The organism is Hamadaea flava (genome assembly GCF_024172085.1).
Taxonomy (GTDB): Bacteria; Actinomycetota; Actinomycetes; order Mycobacteriales; family Micromonosporaceae; genus Hamadaea; species Hamadaea flava.
The window spans coordinates 2975666-2995429 of sequence record NZ_JAMZDZ010000001.1; the positions used below are offsets into that span (position 1 = coordinate 2975666).

The 19764-nt window shown below is 70.6% G+C and carries 18 protein-coding genes; 8 read left to right on the plus strand and 10 right to left on the minus strand.

The window, feature by feature from the left end:
- Positions 1 to 52: 52 nt before the first annotated feature.
- Complete coding sequence (gene glsA / locus HDA40_RS13885; RefSeq protein ID WP_253755711.1) at positions 53 to 1309, plus strand: glutaminase A; 1257 nt, start codon at positions 53 to 55, stop codon at positions 1307 to 1309.
- On the opposite strand, the gene HDA40_RS13890 is transcribed toward glsA, so the two are convergent.
- Both HDA40_RS13890 and pnuC read right to left on the minus strand, forming a co-directional pair.
- Positions 1299 to 2384 carry an AAA family ATPase gene (locus HDA40_RS13890; RefSeq protein ID WP_253755713.1) on the minus strand — a complete coding sequence of 362 codons (1086 nt, stop codon included), beginning with the start codon at positions 2382 to 2384 and terminating at the stop codon, positions 1299 to 1301. The two genes, glsA and HDA40_RS13890, sit on opposite strands and share 11 nt — an antisense overlap.
- Before the next feature lie 2 nt (positions 2385 to 2386).
- Positions 2387 to 3019 (minus strand): nicotinamide riboside transporter PnuC, encoded by a 633-nt coding sequence (pnuC, locus tag HDA40_RS13895; RefSeq protein WP_253755715.1) that lies wholly within the window; start codon positions 3017 to 3019, stop codon positions 2387 to 2389.
- A 112-nt stretch (positions 3020 to 3131) separates the two neighbouring features.
- Between pnuC and HDA40_RS13900 the strand changes: the two genes are divergently transcribed.
- Positions 3132 to 3992 (plus strand): DUF4097 family beta strand repeat-containing protein, encoded by an 861-nt coding sequence (locus HDA40_RS13900; RefSeq protein WP_253755717.1) that lies wholly within the window; start codon positions 3132 to 3134, stop codon positions 3990 to 3992.
- Here HDA40_RS13900 and HDA40_RS13905 read toward each other — a convergent pair.
- From HDA40_RS13905 to HDA40_RS13925, 5 genes are all read right to left on the minus strand, one after another.
- Positions 3976 to 7098 carry an AfsR/SARP family transcriptional regulator gene (locus HDA40_RS13905; protein WP_253755719.1) on the minus strand — a complete coding sequence of 1041 codons (3123 nt, stop codon included), beginning with the start codon at positions 7096 to 7098 and terminating at the stop codon, positions 3976 to 3978. The two genes, HDA40_RS13900 and HDA40_RS13905, sit on opposite strands and share 17 nt — an antisense overlap.
- Positions 7099 to 7152: 54 nt before the next feature.
- Positions 7153 to 7578: a signal peptidase I gene (gene lepB, locus HDA40_RS13910; RefSeq protein ID WP_253755721.1), complete on the minus strand. Its 426-nt coding sequence runs from the start codon at positions 7576 to 7578 to the stop codon at positions 7153 to 7155.
- Positions 7575 to 9377 (minus strand): ABC transporter ATP-binding protein, encoded by a 1803-nt coding sequence (locus HDA40_RS13915; RefSeq protein WP_253755722.1) that lies wholly within the window; start codon positions 9375 to 9377, stop codon positions 7575 to 7577. Before HDA40_RS13915 ends, lepB begins: the two co-directional genes overlap by 4 nt.
- 26 nt (positions 9378 to 9403) lie before the next feature.
- Complete coding sequence (locus tag HDA40_RS13920) at positions 9404 to 9922, minus strand: thioredoxin domain-containing protein (RefSeq protein WP_253755724.1); 519 nt, start codon at positions 9920 to 9922, stop codon at positions 9404 to 9406.
- 101 nt (positions 9923 to 10023) lie between these two features.
- Positions 10024 to 10227, minus strand: a complete 204-nt coding sequence (locus tag HDA40_RS13925) for a hypothetical protein (RefSeq protein ID WP_253755726.1) — start codon at positions 10225 to 10227, stop codon at positions 10024 to 10026.
- A 105-nt stretch (positions 10228 to 10332) separates the two neighbouring features.
- On the opposite strand from HDA40_RS13925, the gene HDA40_RS13930 reads away from it, so the two are divergent.
- Positions 10333 to 12654 carry an ATP-binding protein gene (locus tag HDA40_RS13930; protein ID WP_253755728.1) on the plus strand — a complete coding sequence of 774 codons (2322 nt, stop codon included), beginning with the start codon at positions 10333 to 10335 and terminating at the stop codon, positions 12652 to 12654.
- A gap of 13 nt (positions 12655 to 12667) precedes the next feature.
- On the opposite strand, the gene HDA40_RS13935 is transcribed toward HDA40_RS13930, so the two are convergent.
- Positions 12668 to 13705 carry a hypothetical protein gene (locus HDA40_RS13935; protein WP_253755730.1) on the minus strand — a complete coding sequence of 346 codons (1038 nt, stop codon included), beginning with the start codon at positions 13703 to 13705 and terminating at the stop codon, positions 12668 to 12670.
- Between the two features lie 96 nt (positions 13706 to 13801).
- On the opposite strand from HDA40_RS13935, the gene HDA40_RS13940 reads away from it, so the two are divergent.
- From HDA40_RS13940 to HDA40_RS13950, 3 genes are read left to right on the plus strand one after another with little or no spacing between them, the layout of a single operon-like run.
- Positions 13802 to 14191, plus strand: coding sequence for a GntR family transcriptional regulator (locus HDA40_RS13940; protein ID WP_253755732.1), 390 nt, complete (start codon positions 13802 to 13804; stop codon positions 14189 to 14191).
- Complete coding sequence (locus tag HDA40_RS13945; protein ID WP_253755734.1) at positions 14188 to 15072, plus strand: ABC transporter ATP-binding protein; 885 nt, start codon at positions 14188 to 14190, stop codon at positions 15070 to 15072. The genes HDA40_RS13940 and HDA40_RS13945 overlap by 4 nt, the downstream gene beginning before the upstream one ends.
- Positions 15069 to 16067: an ABC-2 membrane transporter-related protein gene (locus HDA40_RS13950; RefSeq protein ID WP_253755736.1), complete on the plus strand. Its 999-nt coding sequence runs from the start codon at positions 15069 to 15071 to the stop codon at positions 16065 to 16067. Before HDA40_RS13945 ends, HDA40_RS13950 begins: the two co-directional genes overlap by 4 nt.
- Before the next feature lie 18 nt (positions 16068 to 16085).
- Here HDA40_RS13950 and HDA40_RS13955 read toward each other — a convergent pair whose 3' ends face one another.
- On the minus strand, positions 16086 to 17279 hold the full coding sequence (locus HDA40_RS13955; RefSeq protein WP_253763624.1) for an RNA polymerase sigma factor: 1194 nt from the start codon (positions 17277 to 17279) through the stop codon (positions 16086 to 16088).
- A 105-nt stretch (positions 17280 to 17384) separates the two neighbouring features.
- Positions 17385 to 17732, minus strand: coding sequence for a YciI family protein (locus HDA40_RS13960; RefSeq protein ID WP_253755738.1), 348 nt, complete (start codon positions 17730 to 17732; stop codon positions 17385 to 17387).
- Positions 17733 to 17965: 233 nt separating this feature from the next.
- Here HDA40_RS13960 and HDA40_RS13965 point away from each other — a divergent pair, with 233 nt between their 5' ends.
- On the plus strand, positions 17966 to 19126 hold the full coding sequence (locus HDA40_RS13965; RefSeq protein WP_253755740.1) for an endo-1,4-beta-xylanase: 1161 nt from the start codon (positions 17966 to 17968) through the stop codon (positions 19124 to 19126).
- Between the two features lie 70 nt (positions 19127 to 19196).
- Entirely contained in the window at positions 19197 to 19757 is a 561-nt protein-coding gene (locus HDA40_RS13970) for a methyltransferase family protein (protein ID WP_253755742.1), read from the plus strand.
- Positions 19758 to 19764 lie beyond the last annotated feature (7 nt).

A 19764-nucleotide genomic window follows, 5' to 3' on the forward strand; every position in this document is an offset into this window, starting at 1 on the left:
CTGCTCACACCCCTGCGGCGGCTGGGGCTACTTCGACGAATTGGACGTTGTGGTGGCTCTCAATCCGATCCCGGATCTGCTCGACGCGCTGCGGGAAAGCCTCGTCGGCGTCACCGACGGCCAGGTGGCCCAATACATCCCGGAACTCGCGCACGCGGAGCCGGGCTGGTTCGGGCTCGCCCTGGCCACGCTCGACGGCCACGTGTACGCCAGCGGCGACGCCGACCGGCCGTTCACCCTCCAGTCCGTCTCGAAACCCTTCGTGTACGCGCTGGCGCTGACCGATCGTGGGCTGGACGAGGTCGTCAGCCGCGTCGGGTTGGAGCCCAGCGGAGAGGCGTTCAACGCCACCCGGCTGGAGCCCGGGACGGGCCGCCCGCCGAACCCGATGGTCAACGCCGGGGCGATCCTGACCACGTCGCTGGTGGACGACGGGTTCCCCCGCATCCTGGCCGGGCTTGAGGCGTTCGCCGGGCGCGTACTCGGGGTGGACGAGCGGGCGTACGAGTCGGAGGTCGAGACCGGCGACCGGAACCGCGCGATCGCCTACTTGATGCGTACCGCTGGATCTTTGCGGGCCGACGCCGAGCAGAGCGTGCGGCGCTACTTCCGGCAGTGCGCGATCCAGGTGACCGCCCGCGATCTGGCGGTGATGTCCGCGACCCTGGCCAACGGGGGGGTCAACCCGGTGACCGGCGTGCAGGTGGTCACCCGCGACACCGCGTCGCACGTGCTGACCGTCATGGCGACCTGCGGGATGTACGACTTCGCAGGGGAATGGCTGCTCCGGGTGGGTCTGCCCGCGAAGAGCGGGGTCAGCGGCGGGATCACCGGGGCGCTGCCCGCGCAGCTCGGCATCGGGCTGTTCAGCCCGCCGCTGGACGAGCGGGGCACGAGCGTCCGCGGCATCGCGGCGTGCGAGGAACTGTCGGCGCGCTTCGGCCTGCACCTCATGCGACCGCCCGCGCGCACCGCGTCAGCCGTCTACCTCACCGAGAACGGCGACCGCCTCCTCGTCCGCGGCCTGCAGGGCGACTTCGGGTTCGCCGCGGCGGAGGCGCTGACCCGCGACGTCGCCGGTCACGCCACCCAAGGCCGGCTGCTGGTCCTCGACCTCGACCGGGTCGGCCGGCTACACCCGGTCGCCGTCCACCTGCTCGGCACGCTGATCGAGCGGCTGGCCGCCTACGGGATGACGACGGTGGTGGCCGACGTCAACCGGCGCGGTCTGCTGCCGCAGGCGCATCGCGAGTTCCCAGGACTGGACGCGGCCCGGCACTGGTGCGACGCAAGCCTGCTCAGGGCGTAGCCGGCGGCCTGAGCGGATCCGCCAGATCCCACCCTCGGGCCAGTAGCTCGTCGCACGCGGCCAGCGCGGCGGCGAGCCGGACCTCTGGCGTTCCGGTGACCTCGACGACCGGTACGCCCCAGCCGCGCAGCTCGGCGCGAAAGCGTTCGTTCATCCACGTACGCAGGTGTTCTCCGTCCCGCAGCCCGTCGTCCTCGAACGGCACGCCCTTCTCGTCCGTCAGGAGATACAGAGCTGGCTTGCGCGCGGCGGCGCGTACCTCGGGTGAGGTGGAGCCGAGGTAGCGCTCCTCCCAGATGGCTGTCGCCCACGCGTCTGTGTCGCAGACGAGCAGCGGCGACCCGGTACGCGCGGCGGCGTCCTCGGCGGCGTTCTGGGCGTACGCGACCTCGATGAAGTCGTCGCGGTCCCAGGTGACGTCGAAGACAGTCGCCTCAGGGTCACACTGACGCAGGTCAGCCAGCTTCCGTTCGGTCAACTCGCGGCCGAATTCGGGCACCCAGTTCGTCGCGGCCCACACTCCTCCCCGATCCCGCAACGCCTGCGCAAGCGCTCGGGCGAGCGTCGTCGTGCCGGTCGACTCCGCCCCGACGACCACCACGCGGCGAGTGAACCAGGCCCGCACCGGCTCGGCCAGCAGCTCCCAGTACGCCACCGGATCAGCGCGTACGGCGGTTCCAGAGACGGCCGCAACCGATCGGGCGGGGTCCACGCTGACGTGGGTCGCGTCGAACCGGGCCGCTAATTCCTCCCCGTATGCCTCCGACGTGAACACCGCGTCCACGTCGTCCGTGTCGAGGGCGGATCGGAAGATCTCACAATGAGCCTTCCACGCGTCCGGGTCGGCGTAGTCGATCGGGTGGTCGTCGATCACCCCGGCGAACCGCACCCAGCCGGTGTCGGCGTGCACCTGCCGCAGCCAGTTCAGCCGCAGGTCCAGTGGAATGGATTCCTGACTCGACGGCGCCACCACGACGGTGACGCGCGCGCAGGCCGCGGCAGCGGCGCGGATCAGATGGTGGTGGCCTGCGTGGGGCGGGTAGAACTTGCCGACCACCATTCCGTGCCGAAACACCGTCAGACCGCCGTGGCCGACGACGGGGCAGGCGTACGCAGATCGGTCAGCCAGGCACGCAGCCCGAGTACGCACAACGCCAGAAACCCGACGTAGAGGATCGAGGTCAGCCACAGATCCTTGTACGCGTACAACGGGATGTAGATCAGGTCGGCGGCGATCCACAGCCACCAGCTCTCCAGCAACTTGCGGGCCTGCCCATAGGTCGCCAGCAGCGACAACGCGGTAGTCAGCGCGTCGGCCAGCGGAACCGTGGACGAGGTGTAACGGTCGAGGAAGAAGGCCAATGCAGCGGTCAGAACGACGCCCGCCGTCAGCAAGCTCAGCCATTCCGGACCCGAGGTGCGCCGTACCGGCAGCGCGTTGCGCGACTGGCCCGCGTACACCCACTGCCACCAGCCGTAGAAACCCAGCACCACATAGAGGATCTGCAGCCCGGCGTCGGCGTAGAGGCCGGCGTACCAGAACACGACCATGAGCAGCAGCACGTTGAGAATGCCGACCGCCCAGTTGGCGATGTGCTGACGCACGACGAGCCAGACACACCACGCACCGGTTGCGAACCCCAGCAGCTCGCCCCAGGTGGTCGGGGCGCCGAACAAGGTGAACGCAGCCGAGGTCAGCCAGTTGAGCACGAGTCCTCCAGGGGTGGTCGGCACACCCTACCTGGCCTCCGAGACGATGTGTCAGCGCTCGCGACAGCCTGGGAACAGTCCCGTGACAGGACGGCCGCCGATCGTAATCGCCATGCCAACCTTTGAGACTCCCGCGCCGATCTCCGCTTCCGTCGACATCGTCCTCGGCGACATCACCTTCGCTGCCGGCGAGCGCGCCGACACCGTGGTCGAGGTCCAGCCCATCGATCCCACCCGGCCGCTCGACATCCAGGCCGCCGACCAGGTCATCATCGAGTACGCCCAAGGCAGGCTGCAGGTCAAGCACCCGAAGCTGCGCACGGCGTTCGCCAGCCGCTACGGCTCGGTACGCGTACTGGTGTGGTTGCCGGCCGGTTCGCATGTTCAGGGGAACACCGCCGAGGGCGAATACGTCGTTCAGGGTGTGGTCGGCTCGTGCCGGCTGAAGAACGCCATCGGTGACATCCGGGTCGAGCAGGCTTCGGAGGTACGCCTGAAGACGTCCGGCGGCCGGGTGACCGTCGACCACGTGACCGGTTCGGCCGACGTCTCCGCCAACGGGGCGGTCCGCGTACGCCGCATCGACGGTGACGCGGAGGTGACCACCGTCGGCGGCGAGATCTGGATCGGCGAGGTCGGCGGTGAGCTGCGGGCGGATTCGTCCGTCGGCGGCATCACCGTCGAGGTGGCGCACGCGGCCGTCAAGGCGAAGACCGCCACCGGGCACATCCGCGTCGGCCGACTCGGCAGCGGCCCGGTCGACCTGTCCGCCGCCATCGGCAAGCTGGAGGTCGGCGTACCGGCGGGCATTGCCGTCCGGTTGGACGCGCACACCCCGACCGGCCGGGTCCGCAACCTGCTGGACGCCGCCGACGACCAGTCCGGCCGGACGGTCAAGGTACGCGCACGCTGCAACGGTGGTGGAGACATCGTCGTCCACCGCGCCGACGCGTCGCTCAGCTCGCGAGGGTGATCTCGGCCAGCTCCTGCCAGTCTCGGTCCCGCCCGTCCTGGAGCGCCTCGGCGAACACGGCTTCGCCGAGGCGCTGCCGCACTTCCTCGCCGATCCGGGCGGCGTCGGGCTGCGTACGATCAGGCATTCCGCGCACGTTCTCACTGGCCGCGAGCAGTCGCGCGGCTTGTTCGTCCTGTCCTTGCCGGGCGGCCTGATCCGCGATCCCGACCAGCACCTGCGCGATCATCGGCCGATAGCTGAGCTGGACCGCCGCCCGCAACGCCCCGGCCCGGTACGCGCGGGCCTCGCCGAGGTCCTCGGCGAGGTAGCCGCGCACGTCCTGGAGCAGGACGTACAGGCCGCTCGTGTCGTCGCCGGGCCGCATGCGGATCGTCGCCAGATGCTCCCGCGCCTGGTCCGCCTCGCCCCGGAACCGCGCGAGTTGCGCTTGTGCCAGCGCGACTTCGCCCAGGGTGTCCGGCCAGGTGATGCCGTCGGCCGCCCGCACCGCCTCCGCCAGGGTGATCAGGCTGGCCCGCTCGTCGCCGAGCAGCCAATACAGCTGGGCCTGCCGGGTCCGGATGCTGACCACCTCTTCGGTCCCGCCCACTTCGACGAGCACCGCGGCCGCTTCCTCGTAGTACGCGCACGCCGCCGCGAACTCGCCGCGCGGGCCGAGCCGATCCGCCAGGAAGGTCAGCGCTCCCGAGATCCCCCACCGTTCGCCGAGCGCCCGCGATTCGGCGAGGGCGGCTTCGATGTCGTCGTCCACCTGGTCCACTTCGCGGCCGAGGGCGAGCCGCAGCCGGCTGCGCGTGAGCCGGGCCTGCGCCCGCACCCACGGATCGGCGTCGTGGATCAGCGGCTCGTACGCCGGCAGGAAGTCGGCCGGTTCCCGCAGCATGCGTTCCAGCGGCCGGGCGAACGCGAGCAGCGGATGCGTCGACCCGCTGAGTTCGGTGTATCGGTAGGCGTCCTCGATCCACTGCTGCGCCTGGTATTGGTCGCCGGCCGCGCCGGAACTGACGAAGAGCGTGACGATGGTGCAGGCCAACGCGCGTACCTCGGCGGACACCTCACCGGGAACGGAGGCCCCGGCGATGCTCAGCTCGGTGCCCTCGGCCCGATGCCCGCTGAGGAACCAGTACCACCCCGCCGCGCCGACCAGCCGCATGGCCTCCTCTGCCCAGCCTTCGGCGATCGCCAGACGCAGGGCCGCGCTGATGTTGTCGTGCTCGGCTTCCACTTTGGACATCCAGGTGAGCTGCTCGGCCCGGCGCAGATGCGGATCAGCCGTCTCGGTCAGCTCGACCACATATCCGACGTACGCCCGCCGCGCGGACTCGGCGTCGCCGGATTCGGTCAGGCGCTGGTCGGCGTACTCGCGGATGGTGTTGAGCATCCGATAGCGTGGCTCGTCCTCGCCGTACGCGAGCAGCAGCGACTTCTCCGTCAACGCGGTCAGCAGGTCGAGGGCGTCGTTGCCGTCGGCGCACACCCGTTCGGCCGCTTCGAGGCTGACCCCGCCGGCGAACACCGACAGCCTGCGCAGCAGGTCCCGCTCGGCCTCGCTGAGCAGGTCCCAACTCCAGTCCACCACCGCGCGCAACGTCCGGTGCCGGGCTAGCGCCGTCCGGCTGCCGCCGGTGAGCAGCTGGAATCGGTCGTCGAGCCGATCCGCCAACTGCTCCACCGACATCGTCCGCAGCCGCGCCGCCGCCAACTCGATCGCCAGCGGCATCCCGTCGAGCGCCCGGCATACGCGTGCCATCGTGGCCAGCGTCCGTTCATCGGAACCGACGTTCCGGCGTACCGCCTCGGCCCGATCGCGGAGCAACCGGACCGCGGGCGACGCGCCGACCTCGGCGGCCGGCGCACCCTGCGCGGGCAGAGCGAGCGGCTCGACCTGCCACAGCGCCTCGCCGGTGATACCGAGCGGCTCGCGGCTCGTGGCGATGATCCGCAGCCGCCGGCACTCGCCGAGCAGCCGGTCCGCGAACTCCGAAACCGCCTCGATCATGTGCTCGCAGTTGTCCAGGACCAGCAACATCACCCGGTCCCGGACCGCGGCGACCAGCCGGTCCACCGCGTCACCGCCCGGGGCCCCGCCGCCCGCCGACTGGTCCCGCAGGCCGATCGCGGTCAGCGTGGCCTGCGCCAGCTCACCGCCCGCCTGGAGCGGGGCCAGCTCCACCAGCCACGCGCCGTCCGGCAGGTCGCCGAGCATCGTCCGCGCGGTCTCCGTGGCGAGCCGCGTCTTACCGGAACCACCCGCGCCCGTCAGCGTGACCAGCCGGTGCCGGGTCGCCAGCTCCGCGATCGCCGCGACGTCCTCTTCCTTGCCCACGAACGTGGTCAGCTCGGCCCGCAGGTTCGTGCGCCGGTTCTCCGCCCGCCCGCCGATCTCGCCGCGCAAGACCGCCGTGTTCACCGCCGACAACTCGGCCGACGGGTCCACTCCCAGTTCGTCGGCCAGCCGCTCCGACAATTGCTGGTACGCCGTCAGCGCCTCTGCCCCACGTCCCGCCTCGGCCAGAGCGCGCATCAACGCCGCGACGAAGCCCTCCCGCAAGGGATGGCTCGCCACCAACTCCGTCAGCTCGGAGACCAGGTCCGCGCCGCGGCCGAGGCGTACCTCGGCGTCCACGCGATCGCCGAGCACGGCGACGTGCAGTTCGGTCAGCCCGGTGACCGCGGAGTCGAACGCCTTGCTGCCCGACAGGGCGATGCCTTCCATCGCCGTCCCGCGCCACAACCCCAACGCCGTACGCAGCAGGCTGACGCGTACCGGATCGTCGGCCTCGCGAGCCTCGGCGACCAGGCGCTCGAACCGGCTCACGTCGACCGACTCGGGATCGACGGCCAGCCGGTAGCCGCCCGCCTTCGCCTCGACCAGCCCGTCCGGCAGCAGCCGGCGCAGCCGGGACACCAGGACCTGCAGCGCGTTCACCGCGTCGGCGGGTGGCTCCTCGCCCCAGATCCAGTCGACCAGCCGCGTACGCGGAACGATCCGGCCGGGCTCCAGTGCGAGCGCGGCGAGCAACGCGCGCAGCCGGGCGCCCGGCACCTCCACCATGCCGCCGTCGACCTGGACTTCGAACGGACCGAGCAACCCAATACGCACGTGGCCATCTTGCCGCATCGACAGGCCGGTCCGCATATGCCGCAATTCACACGTTCACGGGGTACTCCCAGCAAGGCGGCGCTGAACGACGCCGACCACGCTGTCCAGCGCGATGTAGCCGAGCTCTCGTGAATCGAGACTGCGCTGGTTGTCCCCCAGGACCACGAGCTGACCTGGTGGCACCACGGCGTCGCCGATGCGGGTTCGGGCCGCCTCCGGTACCGGATCGCCCGGCACCGCCGCCACCCGCTTGACCAGCAACGCCGGCCCCATCGGGATCTCGATCGGCGAGGTGAACACCACGACGTCGTCCCGGCGGCACACCCGCGTACGCCGCATGAGCAGCCGATCGCCGTGCTGATAGCTGGGCGCCATGCTCTGACCCTTGACCGTGATGACTTTGACGCGCAGCCGGGCCAGGATCAACACCACGCCGAAAGCCGACAGGACCGCCGCGCTGATCAGTCCGGCCTCCGTCATCCGGCCACCGCCTCGGCCGCCTGGTAATTCGCCGCCTGGTAATTCGCCGCCTGCAGGCGGAACAGCTCGGCGTACTGGCCGTCCAGCGCCAGCAGCGCGTCGTGGGTGCCCTGCTCGACGACGACCCCGTCGGCCAGCACCACGATGTCGTCGGCTTGCCGCATGGTGCCGAGGCGGTGCGAGATGTGCAAACCGGTACGCCCCTCGCGCGTGCGGCGGATGACCTCGGCGAGATCGTGTTCGGCGACCGGATCCAGCCCGGAGCTCGGTTCGTCGAGGATCAGCAGGTCCGCGTCGGTACGCAGCAACGACCGGGCCAGCGCCAGCCGCTGATTCTGACCGCCGGACAGCTGAACGCCGGGATCGTCGGACCCGTCGAAGACGAAGATCCGGCTCAGCATCGTGTCGTACGCGGCAGGCAGCGCCTCGATGGTGTCGTGCAGGCCGACCGCGCGGGCCGCCGCGACGACGCGTCCCTTGTCGTGCATGGTTTCCACGTCGCCGAGGGCGATGTTCTCCCCCACCGGCAGCTCATAGGTCTGGAAGTCCTGGAAGGTGGCGCTGATCCGGCGGCGCAGCCAGCTGAGCGGAAGGTCGCGCAGGTCGACGCCGTCCCAGGTGATCCGGCCGCGATCGGGATCGTAGAACCGGCACAGCAGCTTCACGAGAGTGCTCTTGCCGGCGCCGTTGCGGCCGACCAGACCCGTCGACGATCCGGCCGGGATGACCAGGTCGACTCCCCGCAGCACCCAGGGGCCACTCTCGTCGTATCGGAACCACACGTCCTCGAAGACGATGCCGGTGCGGAGCGGACCAGGCCGCACAGTTCCCTCGACCAGGTCGTCCGGCGCCTGCGCGACGTTGAGGTAGTGCCCGAACAACCGCGTGCAGCGTACGGCGTCCTGCAGGCTGTTGACCATGCCGAGCAGCGCGCCCTGCACGGCGGTCGCGGCCGCCAGGAACAGCGCGAAGTCGCCGGGCGTCAACTCGCCACCGGCGATCCGGTACGCCACGAGCCCCGCGCCCACCGCCAACGCCACCGATCCCAGTCCGCTCAACGAGCCCTGCACGACCGCGGACCTGCCCTGAATCCGCAGCTCGGCCGAGACCGCCGTACGCATCGCGCCCAGCATCCGGTCCCGGAACAGCCCGGCCAGCCCGTAGAGGCGTACCTCCTTCGCCGAGCGCAGATCGGTCAGCAGTTCCTGGTACGCGATCCGCCGCCGATGCGTCGCCATCACCGCGCGGGCGACGTCGGCCTGCCGCCGGGCCACCGTCAGCTGGGCCACGACCGCGAACACCGTGACGACGAGCAGCAGGGCGGCCATCGGTGGCCAGACGGCGACGACCACCCCGACCAGGCTGCCGATCGTCACCACCGAGCGGACCAGGCCGAAGAGGAAGTTGGTCAGCACCGACGGTGCCTCTGCGGCGGCGTCGGTGGCCAGCCGCAGTTCGTCGGCGAACGCCGGATCCTCGAAGCGCCGCAGCCCGCCGAAGCCGCTGACCCGTTGGTAGATCTCGGCCTGGGCCCGGTGCGCGATCGCCGCCTCGGCTCGCCGGTGCAGGAACCCGGCCGCGTAGCCCAGCGCGAGAGCTGCCCCGGTCGCCGCGGCCGCTGCGGCGGCGAGCCCGGCCAGCCGGGCCGGACTGGCCGGCGTCGCACCGGCGAGCCCGTCGATGAGGAGCTTGCTCAGCCACGCCGCGACGGCCGGTCCCATCCCGGCCAGCGCCGTCACCAGGGCCGCGGCGATCAGCGGCCCAGCCGCCGCCCGCCCGGCCAGCGCCAGGGCAGCCACGGCGGCCCGCCGAGGCGACCGACCGGTCACGCCGCGTCCACGAGGTGCGCAGCAGGCAGGAGCGACGCGCGCACCCGCACGATCGTTCCGTCGGCGACCTCCAGCACGGTCGGGTAGGTCGACACCTGGAAGCCCTCCGACGCCGCGTCGCCCAGCGGCGAAAGCACGACTCGCGTCGTCTCGGGCAGCTCGGCGAGGATCTCCTGCACGGCCGGATCGGTGCCGGCGCCGGAGATGACGATCACCAGCCCCGGAACGACCGCTGAGCGGACCTCCTCGACGAGGCTCGTGCACCCGCCGCAGTTCGGCAACAGGAACACCAAGGTATGCCGTCCGTGGCGCAGATCGGCTTCCGAGAATGGTGCGCCGTCGAGCGTGGTGGCCCGGAACGGCCGGACCAGGGCGCCTGCCGACGGCCGGTACGCGGCGGGGTCGACCGGGCCGCTCGTCGTCCGCCACCGCCGGATCAGGGAGAAGGTCAGCAGCAGGTTCAGCGTCACCACCACGGCGAGGATCGCCACGGCGGCCGAGAGGACCGTGATCATCGTGAGTCTCCGGTTCGCGTCAGAAAACAGGGCTGCGGGACACAAGGCTGGGGGCACAAAGGCAGGGACGGCGCCGCAGTCGCCTGCGGCGCCGGTGTGGATCAGCAGCGCGAGCTGGAGACGTAGCAGTACTCGGTGTAGCAGCTCCAGACGTTCTTGTAGCAGATGTACGCGCCGCTGGCCTGACGCAGACACGTACAGGTGCCGCAGGACGAACCCGCTCCCGGGTCGCACGCGCCGGCCTCCGCCTTCGGCAGGAACAGTCCGAGCACGGCATCGCCGGCCCGTCGCATCACCTCGACCATGTAAGCCCTCCGATCAGGAACTGATGATTGGGAATATTGAAGATCGATGGCAGAATGTGCGGCAACAGATTGCACGACATTGCACAGCTCGGGGGGCTGTCCGTTATGGATTCTGTGGATCCGCCGGATCCCGCTTCGGCGACGACCGCCGACGGTTTCGTCACCGTCCTCGCCCGCTTCCGGGTCTGGTCGGGTAACCCGTCCCTCCGAAAACTCCAGCAGCACGCCGAGCGACCCGAGGCGCTGCCGCCGACGACGGTCTCCTGGATCCTGAGCGGCAAGGGCCTGCCTCGGCTGCCGCGCTGGGAGTTCGTCGCCGCCTTCGTCACCGCCTGCCTGCGCTACAGCGGTACGCCGCAGACGCCGTGGGTCGAGGTAGAACGCTGGCGGCAGGCGTGGCGGACACTGGCCCGAGGGCAGGCCGCCAGCGTCACCACTACGGTGCCCGCACAGCTACCGGCGCCGTATCGCCACTTCACCGGGCGGGAGACGGAGCTGAACCTGCTCGACACGGCGTACCGGACGGCCGGGGGCATCGTGGCGATCGTCGGGCCGGGCGGCGTCGGCAAGACGGCCCTCGCCGCGAGCTGGGCACACCAACGCAAGGATCAGTTCCCCGACGGGCAGCTGTACGCCGACCTTCGCGGCTTCCACCCCGACCGGCCGATCTCGGCCGACGTCGCGCTGACCGGCATGCTCACCGCACTCGGCGTACGCCCCTCAGCGATGCCGGACGACCTGCCCGCACGCTCGGCCTTCCTGCGTACGCTGTGCGCCGATCGCCGGCTGCTCATCATCCTCGACAACGCCCGGGACGGCGAACACGTCCGGCCGCTGCTGCCCGGCAGCGACTCCTGCCTGGTGCTGGTCACCAGCCGGGACACGCTGGCCGGGCTGGTCGGACGAGACGGCGCCACCCGGATCCGGCTGGGCCGGCTCGCGGACGAGGCCGCCCTGCGCCTGGTGAACAACGTCATCCGGGCCGCGCACGCCGCCGGACCGCCGGTCGAAGTGCTGCGCCCCGGACCCGACAGCACCGAACTGGTCGACCTGTGCGGCGGGCTGCCCTTGGCCCTCTGCATCGCCGGGGAGCGTGCCGCCAACGGCCACGACCCGATCGCCGACGTCGTCGCCGGCCTGCGCGACGAGACCCGGCGACTGGACCTCTTGTCGCCCGAGGGAGACCCGCAGTTCGCCATCCGGACGGTGATCGAATGGTCCTACCGGGACCTCGCCCCCGGCGCCCGGGAGCTGTTCCAGGTGCTGTCGCTGCATCCGGGCGAGAGCTGGCCGGTTGAGGCGGCCGCCGCCCTGGCGGGGGTACCGGTCGGCGAGGCGGCGTCCCGGCTGGATCTGCTCGCCCGGCGGCACCTGGTCGAACACACCGGACCGCAACGCTATCGGCTGCACGATCTCGTGCACGCCTTCGCCGCGGAGCGGCTGCGCTCGGCCGACGATGACGGCCTCTCACCGGCCGCCGCCCAGCGACTGTCCACATGGTACCGACGCATGATCACGGGCATGACGGCCGCTCTCGACCCGGCCGGATACCGGGAGCCGAGTTGGCCCAGCGACGTCTTCTCGTCCGCCAAACAGGCGCTGGCGTGGGGCGAGCAGGAGCGAGCCACCCTGCGCCGGCTCACGACCGGCGGCACCGACCCGGAACTGGTCTGCGAGCTGGCCGTGGCGCTCGGATCCTTCTACCGGGCAGCCAAGTACACCCACGACTGGATCGCGGTCAACCGGGCCGGGCTGGTCGCCGCCCGCCGATGCGGCGATCAGGCGGCGCAGGCTCGGCTGCTCACCGCCCTCGGCCACGCGCACCTGGACTTGGGCCAGCCGGCCAACGCCGCACCGTTCCTGGCGGCGGCGTTGCCGTTGCGGGCCGGGACGCAGGATCAACGGGGGCTGGCCGTGACGCTCAACAGCCTCGCCATCGCCCATCGGCGTACCGGCCGGCTCGGTCCCGCCGCCCGCCGGCTTCGCGAGGCACTGGCCATCCAGCGTGCCATCGGCGACCGCGGCGGCCAGGCCCTGACCCTGAACAACCTCGGCAACGTCGCCCGCGACCAGGGCCGATTCGTCGCCGCACTGCGGCATCTCACCGAGTCACTGACCATTGAGGACGGCCTGGCGCCCAGGAGTTCCCGGTGCATCGTGCTGTGCAGTCTCGGCGAGACCTACCACGCGATGGCGGCGTACGACCGCGCCGCGGCCCACTTCAACCGCGGCTTGCGGCTGGCCGAAGACCTCGGTGACGTGTGGCAGCAGGCGACTCTGCTCACCGAACTCGGCCACACCTGGTCCGCCTCCGGCGAGCCGGAGGCGGCCCGCGACTGCTGGCAGCGCGCCGAGCGCATCTTCGCCGCCCGCGACGATCCCCGCGCAGCCGAAGTACGAGCGCACCTCACGGGACGGAGAGTCTAGGTCGCGTCCGCCGCTACTGCATGTCCACCAGGAACGGCGCACCCGGGCACGCGGGACAGACGAAGACGCGCAGGGAGCCGTAGCGCCCGACCATCACGCCGGTCGGCTCCTGGACGGTCAGCCGGTCCGGGTGCTCCCAAGTGATGTGCTGTTCCTCGACCGGCCGCCACCGGTCATACGTGCCGCCGTCGAACTCACTCGAGTCGATCACCAGCAGCAGGGTCGTCGGTCCTTGGCACTCGGGGCAGGGCGTCGGCAGCAGGTCGGTCAGGTTCCATCTGGCGTACCCGCCGACTTTCCAGCCGGGCGCCATGACCAGATCCTCGTAGTCGTGCTCCCAGTCGTCGAGCCGGCTTTCGAGGTCGGCGGGCAGCTCCTGCGAGTACGGGTACTCGACGATCTGCTCGGGATGCAGCCGGCACGGTTCCGGGAGGTAGTCCTCGTTGTCCACCTCGCCGGTCGGCGGCTCGGCGAGGACGCCGGCGATGTCGATGTCGGCCTGCTGCCGCCAGTACAGCCGCACGGCGGGCCCGGTCAGCCGATCCTGTGCGTGTTCGAACGGGCACCACAGCACTTGCAGCAGGTCCGCGCCACCTGGGCGGGGCAGGTCAGGGACGTCCCCAGCCCGCAGCTGCGCGACGGCGACCAGCGGCGTCGGCTCCTGCGGCGTACGCGGTCCCCATCGATGGCCGACCACCGGTCCATCGCCGCTGCCGCCGAAACCCATGTAGCCAGGGCCGACGACGCGCTCGATCTCCTTGTGCAGCTCCATCTCGCCGGGAGCCATCACGTGTGCCTGCACGCGCTGTTTCTCCAGTACGCGCAACCGGTCGATCAGATCCGCCGGGATCGGCACCTCGGTCATCCCCATGTGCGGGTCGTCGCACACCGGCCAGGGCTCGGCGGCCGGCCAGAGCAACGGCCCGCCGATATGACTGTCTGCCACCCCGACCTTGCCCGGGCGGGGATGAAGCCGAGTGGCTGTACGGCCGAGGGCACGCAGCTCCGGGAAGGCCGCGAGGACGTCGACAAGAGGGTCGGGGGTATGCACGGTCGAAGCGTAGAACCAACCGGATCGATTCGCTCTTGACGGCCCCCAGGGGTCTATTCCTATAGTACTAGCTAACTAGTGAAATGAGGCGTGACGATGATGGAGTTCCACCTCGACGGCCGGTCCGGAGTGGCTCCCTACCTGCAGCTGATCCAGCAGGTCCGGCGGGCCCTGCGGCTGGGGCTGCTGGTCGAGGGGGATCGGCTGCCGACCGTCAAGGAGGTGGTCGCGAAGGTGGCGATCAACCCGAACACGGTCTCCAAGGCCTACCGCGAACTCGAGTACCAGGGTCTCGTCGCCGCGAAGCCCGGCGTGGGCACGTTCGTCGTCCGCACGTTGGCCGACGAGTCGATGGTCGCGCACGAGGCACTGCGTGCGGAGCTTCAGGCGTGGCTGGGCAAGGCACGCGCCGCCGGATTGGCCGACGAGAGCATCGAGGCCCTCATCGCGACCACGCTTCATACCCCCACGGAGGAGTCCAGATGACCGAACCCGCGCTCAAGGCAGTGGGTCTGACCAAGCGGTACGGGCGGCATCTCGCCCTGTCCGGCTGCACTCTCGACATCCCGGCCGGGCGCGTCGTCGGGCTCGTCGGCCCGAACGGCGCCGGCAAGACGACCCTGCTGCAGTTGGCGGCCGGCATGCTGATGCCGACGTCGGGCTCCATCGAGGTCCTGGGCGGCCGGCCGGCCGCCGGCGCCGACCAGCTGGCCAAGGTGGGATTCGTCGCCCAGGACACCCCCACCTACGCGAACCTGTCCGTCGCCGAGCACCTCCGTTTCGGCGCGTCCGCCAATCCGCGCTGGGATCAGGCGGCCGCGCAGGGGCGCATCGCCCAGCTCGGGCTGAACCCGAAGCAGAAGGCGGGCCGGCTCTCGGGCGGACAGCGAGCCCAGCTCGCGCTCACGCTGGCCATCGCGAAGCAGCCGGACCTGCTCATCCTCGACGAGCCGGTGGCCAGCCTCGATCCGATGGCCCGCCGCGAGTTCCTGAGAGGACTGATGGGCTTCACCGCGGAGCACAAGGCGAGCGTCATCATGTCCTCGCATCTCGTGTCCGATCTGGAGCGCGTCTGCGACTACCTCGTCGTGCTCGTCGCCTCCCAGATCCGCGTCGCTGGTGACGTCGACGACCTGCTGGCCGGCCACTTCCGGCTCAGCGGCCCACGACAGGACCGCACCGGTCTGCCACAGGGGGTACAGGTCATCGAGGAGAGCCACGTCGAGCGGCAGTCGACCTTCCTCGTCCGCGCCGACGGCCCGCTCCACCCCGGGTCGTTCACCGTCGATCCGCTCAGCTTGGAAGACCTGGTCCTCGCGTACATGGCGCAGGCCACGACCCAACCCGCCGAGGAGGCCGTCCGATGATCTGGTTCACCTGGCGCCAGGTCCGGTCCCAGACCGTGATCACCGCGGCGGCACTGGCCGCGTTCGGCGTCCTGCTGCTCGTCACCGCCGGCATCATCACCGACTTGTACGCCGAAGTAGCGGCCTGTCACAGCGGCTGCGAGAGCGTGGTGTCCACGTTCCTCGCCCGTTTCCGCGCCAGCGCGGCGTTCCCGACGTATCTCGCGGCGCTGGGCGCCATGTATCTGCTGCCGCTGCTCCTCGGCATCTTCGGGGGCGCACCGCTGATCGCCCGGGAGCTCGAGAGCGGCACCCACCGTCTGGTGTGGAACCAGTCGGTGACCCGGACGCGGTGGCTCGCGGTCCGGCTCGCGGCGGGCGTCGCGATCGCGGTCACGTCGACCGGCCTGCTCAGTTGGGCGGTGACCGTCTGGTCGCAGCGGGTGGACTCCGCCTCCCAGGACCGGGTCATTCCGCTGTTGTTCGGATCGCGTGGGATCCTGCCCGTCGCGTACGCGTTGTTCGCCTTCCTGCTCGGGGTCACCACCGGGATGCTCCTGCGCAAGGTGGTTCCCGCCATCGCGCTGACCTTGGCGCTCTACGTGGGTTCGGTAGTGGCCATGCCGCTATGGGTCCGTGCCCACCTCGTCCCGCCCGTACATGACACGATCGCGCTGACCGCTGACAACGTTCAGGGTCTGTCGCTGAGCCCCAGCAGTGGCCAGATGACGGTCGTCGGCGCGGAGACAGCGAACGCCTGGACTGTCGGCAACCAGACCATCCTGCCCGACGGGAGCACCTTCACCGGTCCCGCCGACCTCAGCGCGTGCGGCCCGGAAGCCTCCCCGACCACATGCAAGGAGTGGCTCGCCTCGCTCCATCTCCGACAGGACGTGCTCTATCACCCGGACAGTCACTTCTGGCCGTTGCAGTGGGCGGAGGCCGGACTGTTCGTCGGCCTGGCCGTGCTGCTCGGCGCGTTCTGCTTCTGGTGGGTCCGCCGCCGGATCGTCTGATCATGCGAACGCTTGCCGCTACTCGCCGAGGTTCGCGCGGACCTCGGCGAGTCGGCCGGTCAGGAACACCCGCTCGACGTCGTTGTCGGTCAGCGCCAGCGCCTCCGCGTACGCCGAAACCGCTTCCGGCCAGCGTTCGAGGCGACGCAGGAAGTCCGCCCGAGCCGCACTGAGGTACGCATACGTGGCCAGCGCCGGTTCGGCGAGCAACGGGTCGAGCGCGGCGAGCCCAGCCGCCGGCCCGTCGCGCATCCCGATCGCGACCGCACGGTTCAGCGCCACGACCGGGACCGGCCACAGACTCCCGAGCACGTCGTAGAGCCCGGCGATCTCGGTCCAGTCGGTCGCTTCCCAGGTCGCCGCCTCGGCGTGGACCGCCGCGATCGCCGCTTCGACGGCGTACCTGGTCGGGCGGCGGCGTAACGAGGTGGCGAGCAGGTCCGTCGCCGCCGCGATCTTCGCTTGATCCCAGCGGGAGCGATCCTGGTCCGGCAGTGCCACGAACCGGCCCTCGCTGTCGAAGCGCGTCTCCCGGCGGGCGTCGTTGAGCAGCATCAACGCCAGCAGCCCGGCGACCTCGTCGCGGTCGGGCAGCAGGTGACCGACGAGCCGGGTCAAGCCGATGGCACGGTCGACGAGATCCTGGCGGACCAGCTGAGCGCCGATCGGCGTGGTGTGGCCGGTGGTGAACAGCAGATGCAGCACTTCGAGGACCGCGCCGAGCCGGGCCGGAAGTTCCTCCCGACTCGGTACGCGATAAGGAATGCGCGCGGTGGCGATCTTCTTCTTCGCCCGCGACACCCGGGTGGCCATCGTCGGTTCGGACACGAGGAAGGCCCGGGCGACCTCGGCGGTCGACAGCCCGCAGAGCAGCCGCAGCGTCAGCGCGACCTGGGCCTCGCGCGCCAGCGCCGGATGGCAGCAGGTGAAGATGAGCCGGAGCCGGTCGTCGTCGATCGCCGGGCGCTCGGGCGCGTCCTCCGGGCCGGGCACACTGTCCGGCACCACCAGCGACGGCAGTACGCGTCGCAGCGTGGTCTCGCGCCGCAGCAGATCCAGCGCCCGATTGCGGGCGACCGTGGTCAGCCAGGCGCCGGGCCGAGCCGGAATCCCGTCCTGCGCCCAGGTCCGCAACGCCTTCGCGAACGCGTCCTGCGCGCACTCCTCGGCCAGGTCCAGGTCCCGCGTCAGCCGCACCGTAGCGGCGAGCACGGCGGCCCACTCGCTACGGTGCGCCTCAGCCACGGCCTCGGCCACGGCGACCTCGACGGTCACCGGGGCTCCCCAGTCGAGGCGGTCACCAGCGCCTCCACGGCATCAGACGACCGGACGGATCTCGACGCCGCTGTGCGAGGCGTACACCTCGGGCAGCAGCGCGGCCAGCGCGGTCGCCTCGTCGAGGTCGGCCGCCTCGATCAGGTAGTACCCGCCGAGGACCTCCTTGGTCTCCAGGAACGGGCCGTCGGTCGACGTCATGGCGCCGCTGTCGTCGGACCGCAGCGTGGTCGCGGTGGCGGAGTCGGCCAGCTGCTTGCCGCCCAGCGACCGTACGCCTGCCGCCGCCTGGAACTCCTGGTGCTTCTGGTGATGTGCGGCCCACTCGTCCTGATTCATGCTCGCCCACTTCTGCTCGTCGCCGTAGATGAGCAGCAGATAGTTCGCCATGGTGCCATCCTGCCTTTCCGGCCCCGGTCGGGCCTCCCATCATGACGACGAACGGCCCTCGCCGGATTTACCGGCCCCGCCGAAGTTTTCCCGAAGCCCCGGTGCATCGACGGCTGTTGACGCAGTCGGCCGACCGCCGTTATATTCGCCGAAACTTTCCGGAAGCAATCTGAAACATGGTGGTCACCTTTCCGGAACCCTCATCGGCATCGTTCGGCCTGGGAGGTCGAAGCATGAGAATGCGCAACCTGCTGCTCGCGGGGGCCGCGGTCATGGTCACCGTGCTGACCGCCGGCACCGCCACCGCGTCCGGCACCTCGTTGGACCGCACCAAACCGCCCGCGGATTCGCTGCGCGCGCTCGCCGCCGGCATCAACCTGCGGATCGGCACCGCGGTGACCCCGTTCGAGCTGGACAACCCGGCGTACGCACAGATCACGGGCGACCAGTTCGACTCGGTGACGCCGGGCAACGAGATGAAGTGGGAGACCGTCGAGCGCGTCCAGGGTGTCTACGACTGGTCGGCCGCCGACCGCCTGGTCACCTTCGCCCAGCAGCACGGGCAGCTCGTCCGCGGCCACACCCTGGTCTGGCACAACCAGCTGCCGGGCTGGCTCACCAGCGGCGTCGCCGATGGCAGCATCGACAACGACGAGCTGCGCGCGTTGCTGCGCAAGCACGTCATCGACGAGGTGACGCACTTCAAGGGCAAGATCTGGCAGTGGGACGTGGCCAACGAGTTCTTCGCGAACTCCTGGGACGCACACCCGCTGCCCAGCGGCATCAACGGCGACAACTTCTGGGTGTCCCACCTCGGCGAGGGCATCCTGGCCGACGTGTTCCGCTGGGCGCACGAAGCCGACCCGAAGGCGCTGCTGGTCTACAACGACTACAACATCGGCGGCGAGGACGGCACGAACGCCAAGGCCGACGCCGTGTACGCCTGGGCCAAGAGCCTGCTCGCGCAGGGCGTGCCGATCGACGTCATCGGCAACCAGGGCCACCTCGACACCCAGTACGGCTTCTCCGGTCCCCGGCTGACCGCCGCCCTGTCCCGGTACGCCAGCCTCGGCGTGAAGGTCGCGATCACCGAGGCGGACGTGCGTACCTTCGTCGACAACGCCACCGAGCAGGTGCCCACGTCGAACCTGGCCCTGTTCGCCCAGCCCTACGAGTACGTCCAGATGCTGCGGTCCTGCCTCGAGGTCAAGGAGTGCATCTCGTTCACCGTATGGGGCTTCGGCGACGCCAACTCGTGGGTGCCCGGCTGGTTCACCGGCGAGGGCTACGCCTGCATCTACGACGTCAACCTGAACCCGAAGCCGGCCTTCACCGACCTGCAGCACGAGCTGATGCTCGCGGGCAAGGGCGCGCCCCGGCGACACGGGCGCTAAGCGTGCGGCGTCCGGCCGACCGGGTGGGCGGGCCGGCCGGACGCCGCCGATTCAGCACTACTGTGTGGGCGTGACGCGCTTGCTGATGGTCGCCTCCGGGCTGCTGTGGTACTCCTTCGAGGTCCGGCAGAGCTTCCGGAGCCGCAGCGAGGCCACCGCCGACGACCGGGGCAGCCGCCTGCTCGTCCAGCTCGCCGCCGCCGCGGGAGCGTTCGCGGGCGCCGCCGTCACGAGATTTACGCCGGGTCCGGTGCTCGCGGGCATCCATCCGATCGTGGCCTGGCTCGGCCTGGTCGTCCTCTGGTGTGGCGCCGGTCTGCGCATCTGGTGTTTCCGCACCCTCGGCCGCTATTTCACCTTCACGGTGCTGACGACCGACACCCAGCCGATCATCGACTCCGGCCCCTATCGGCTGCTGCGCCATCCGAGTTACACGGCCACTCTGCTGGTGCTGCTCGGCCTGGGCACGGCCTTCGCCAACGGGTGGGGACTGCTGACCCTCGCCGCCGTCGCGATGTGCGGGCTCGCGTACCGGATCCGGGTGGAGGAACGGGCGCTGGTCACGGCGTTGGGCGACCGATACCTAGCGTTCGCCGCGACCCGGAAGCGGATGATCCCGTTCGTCTGGTGAGGGCGAC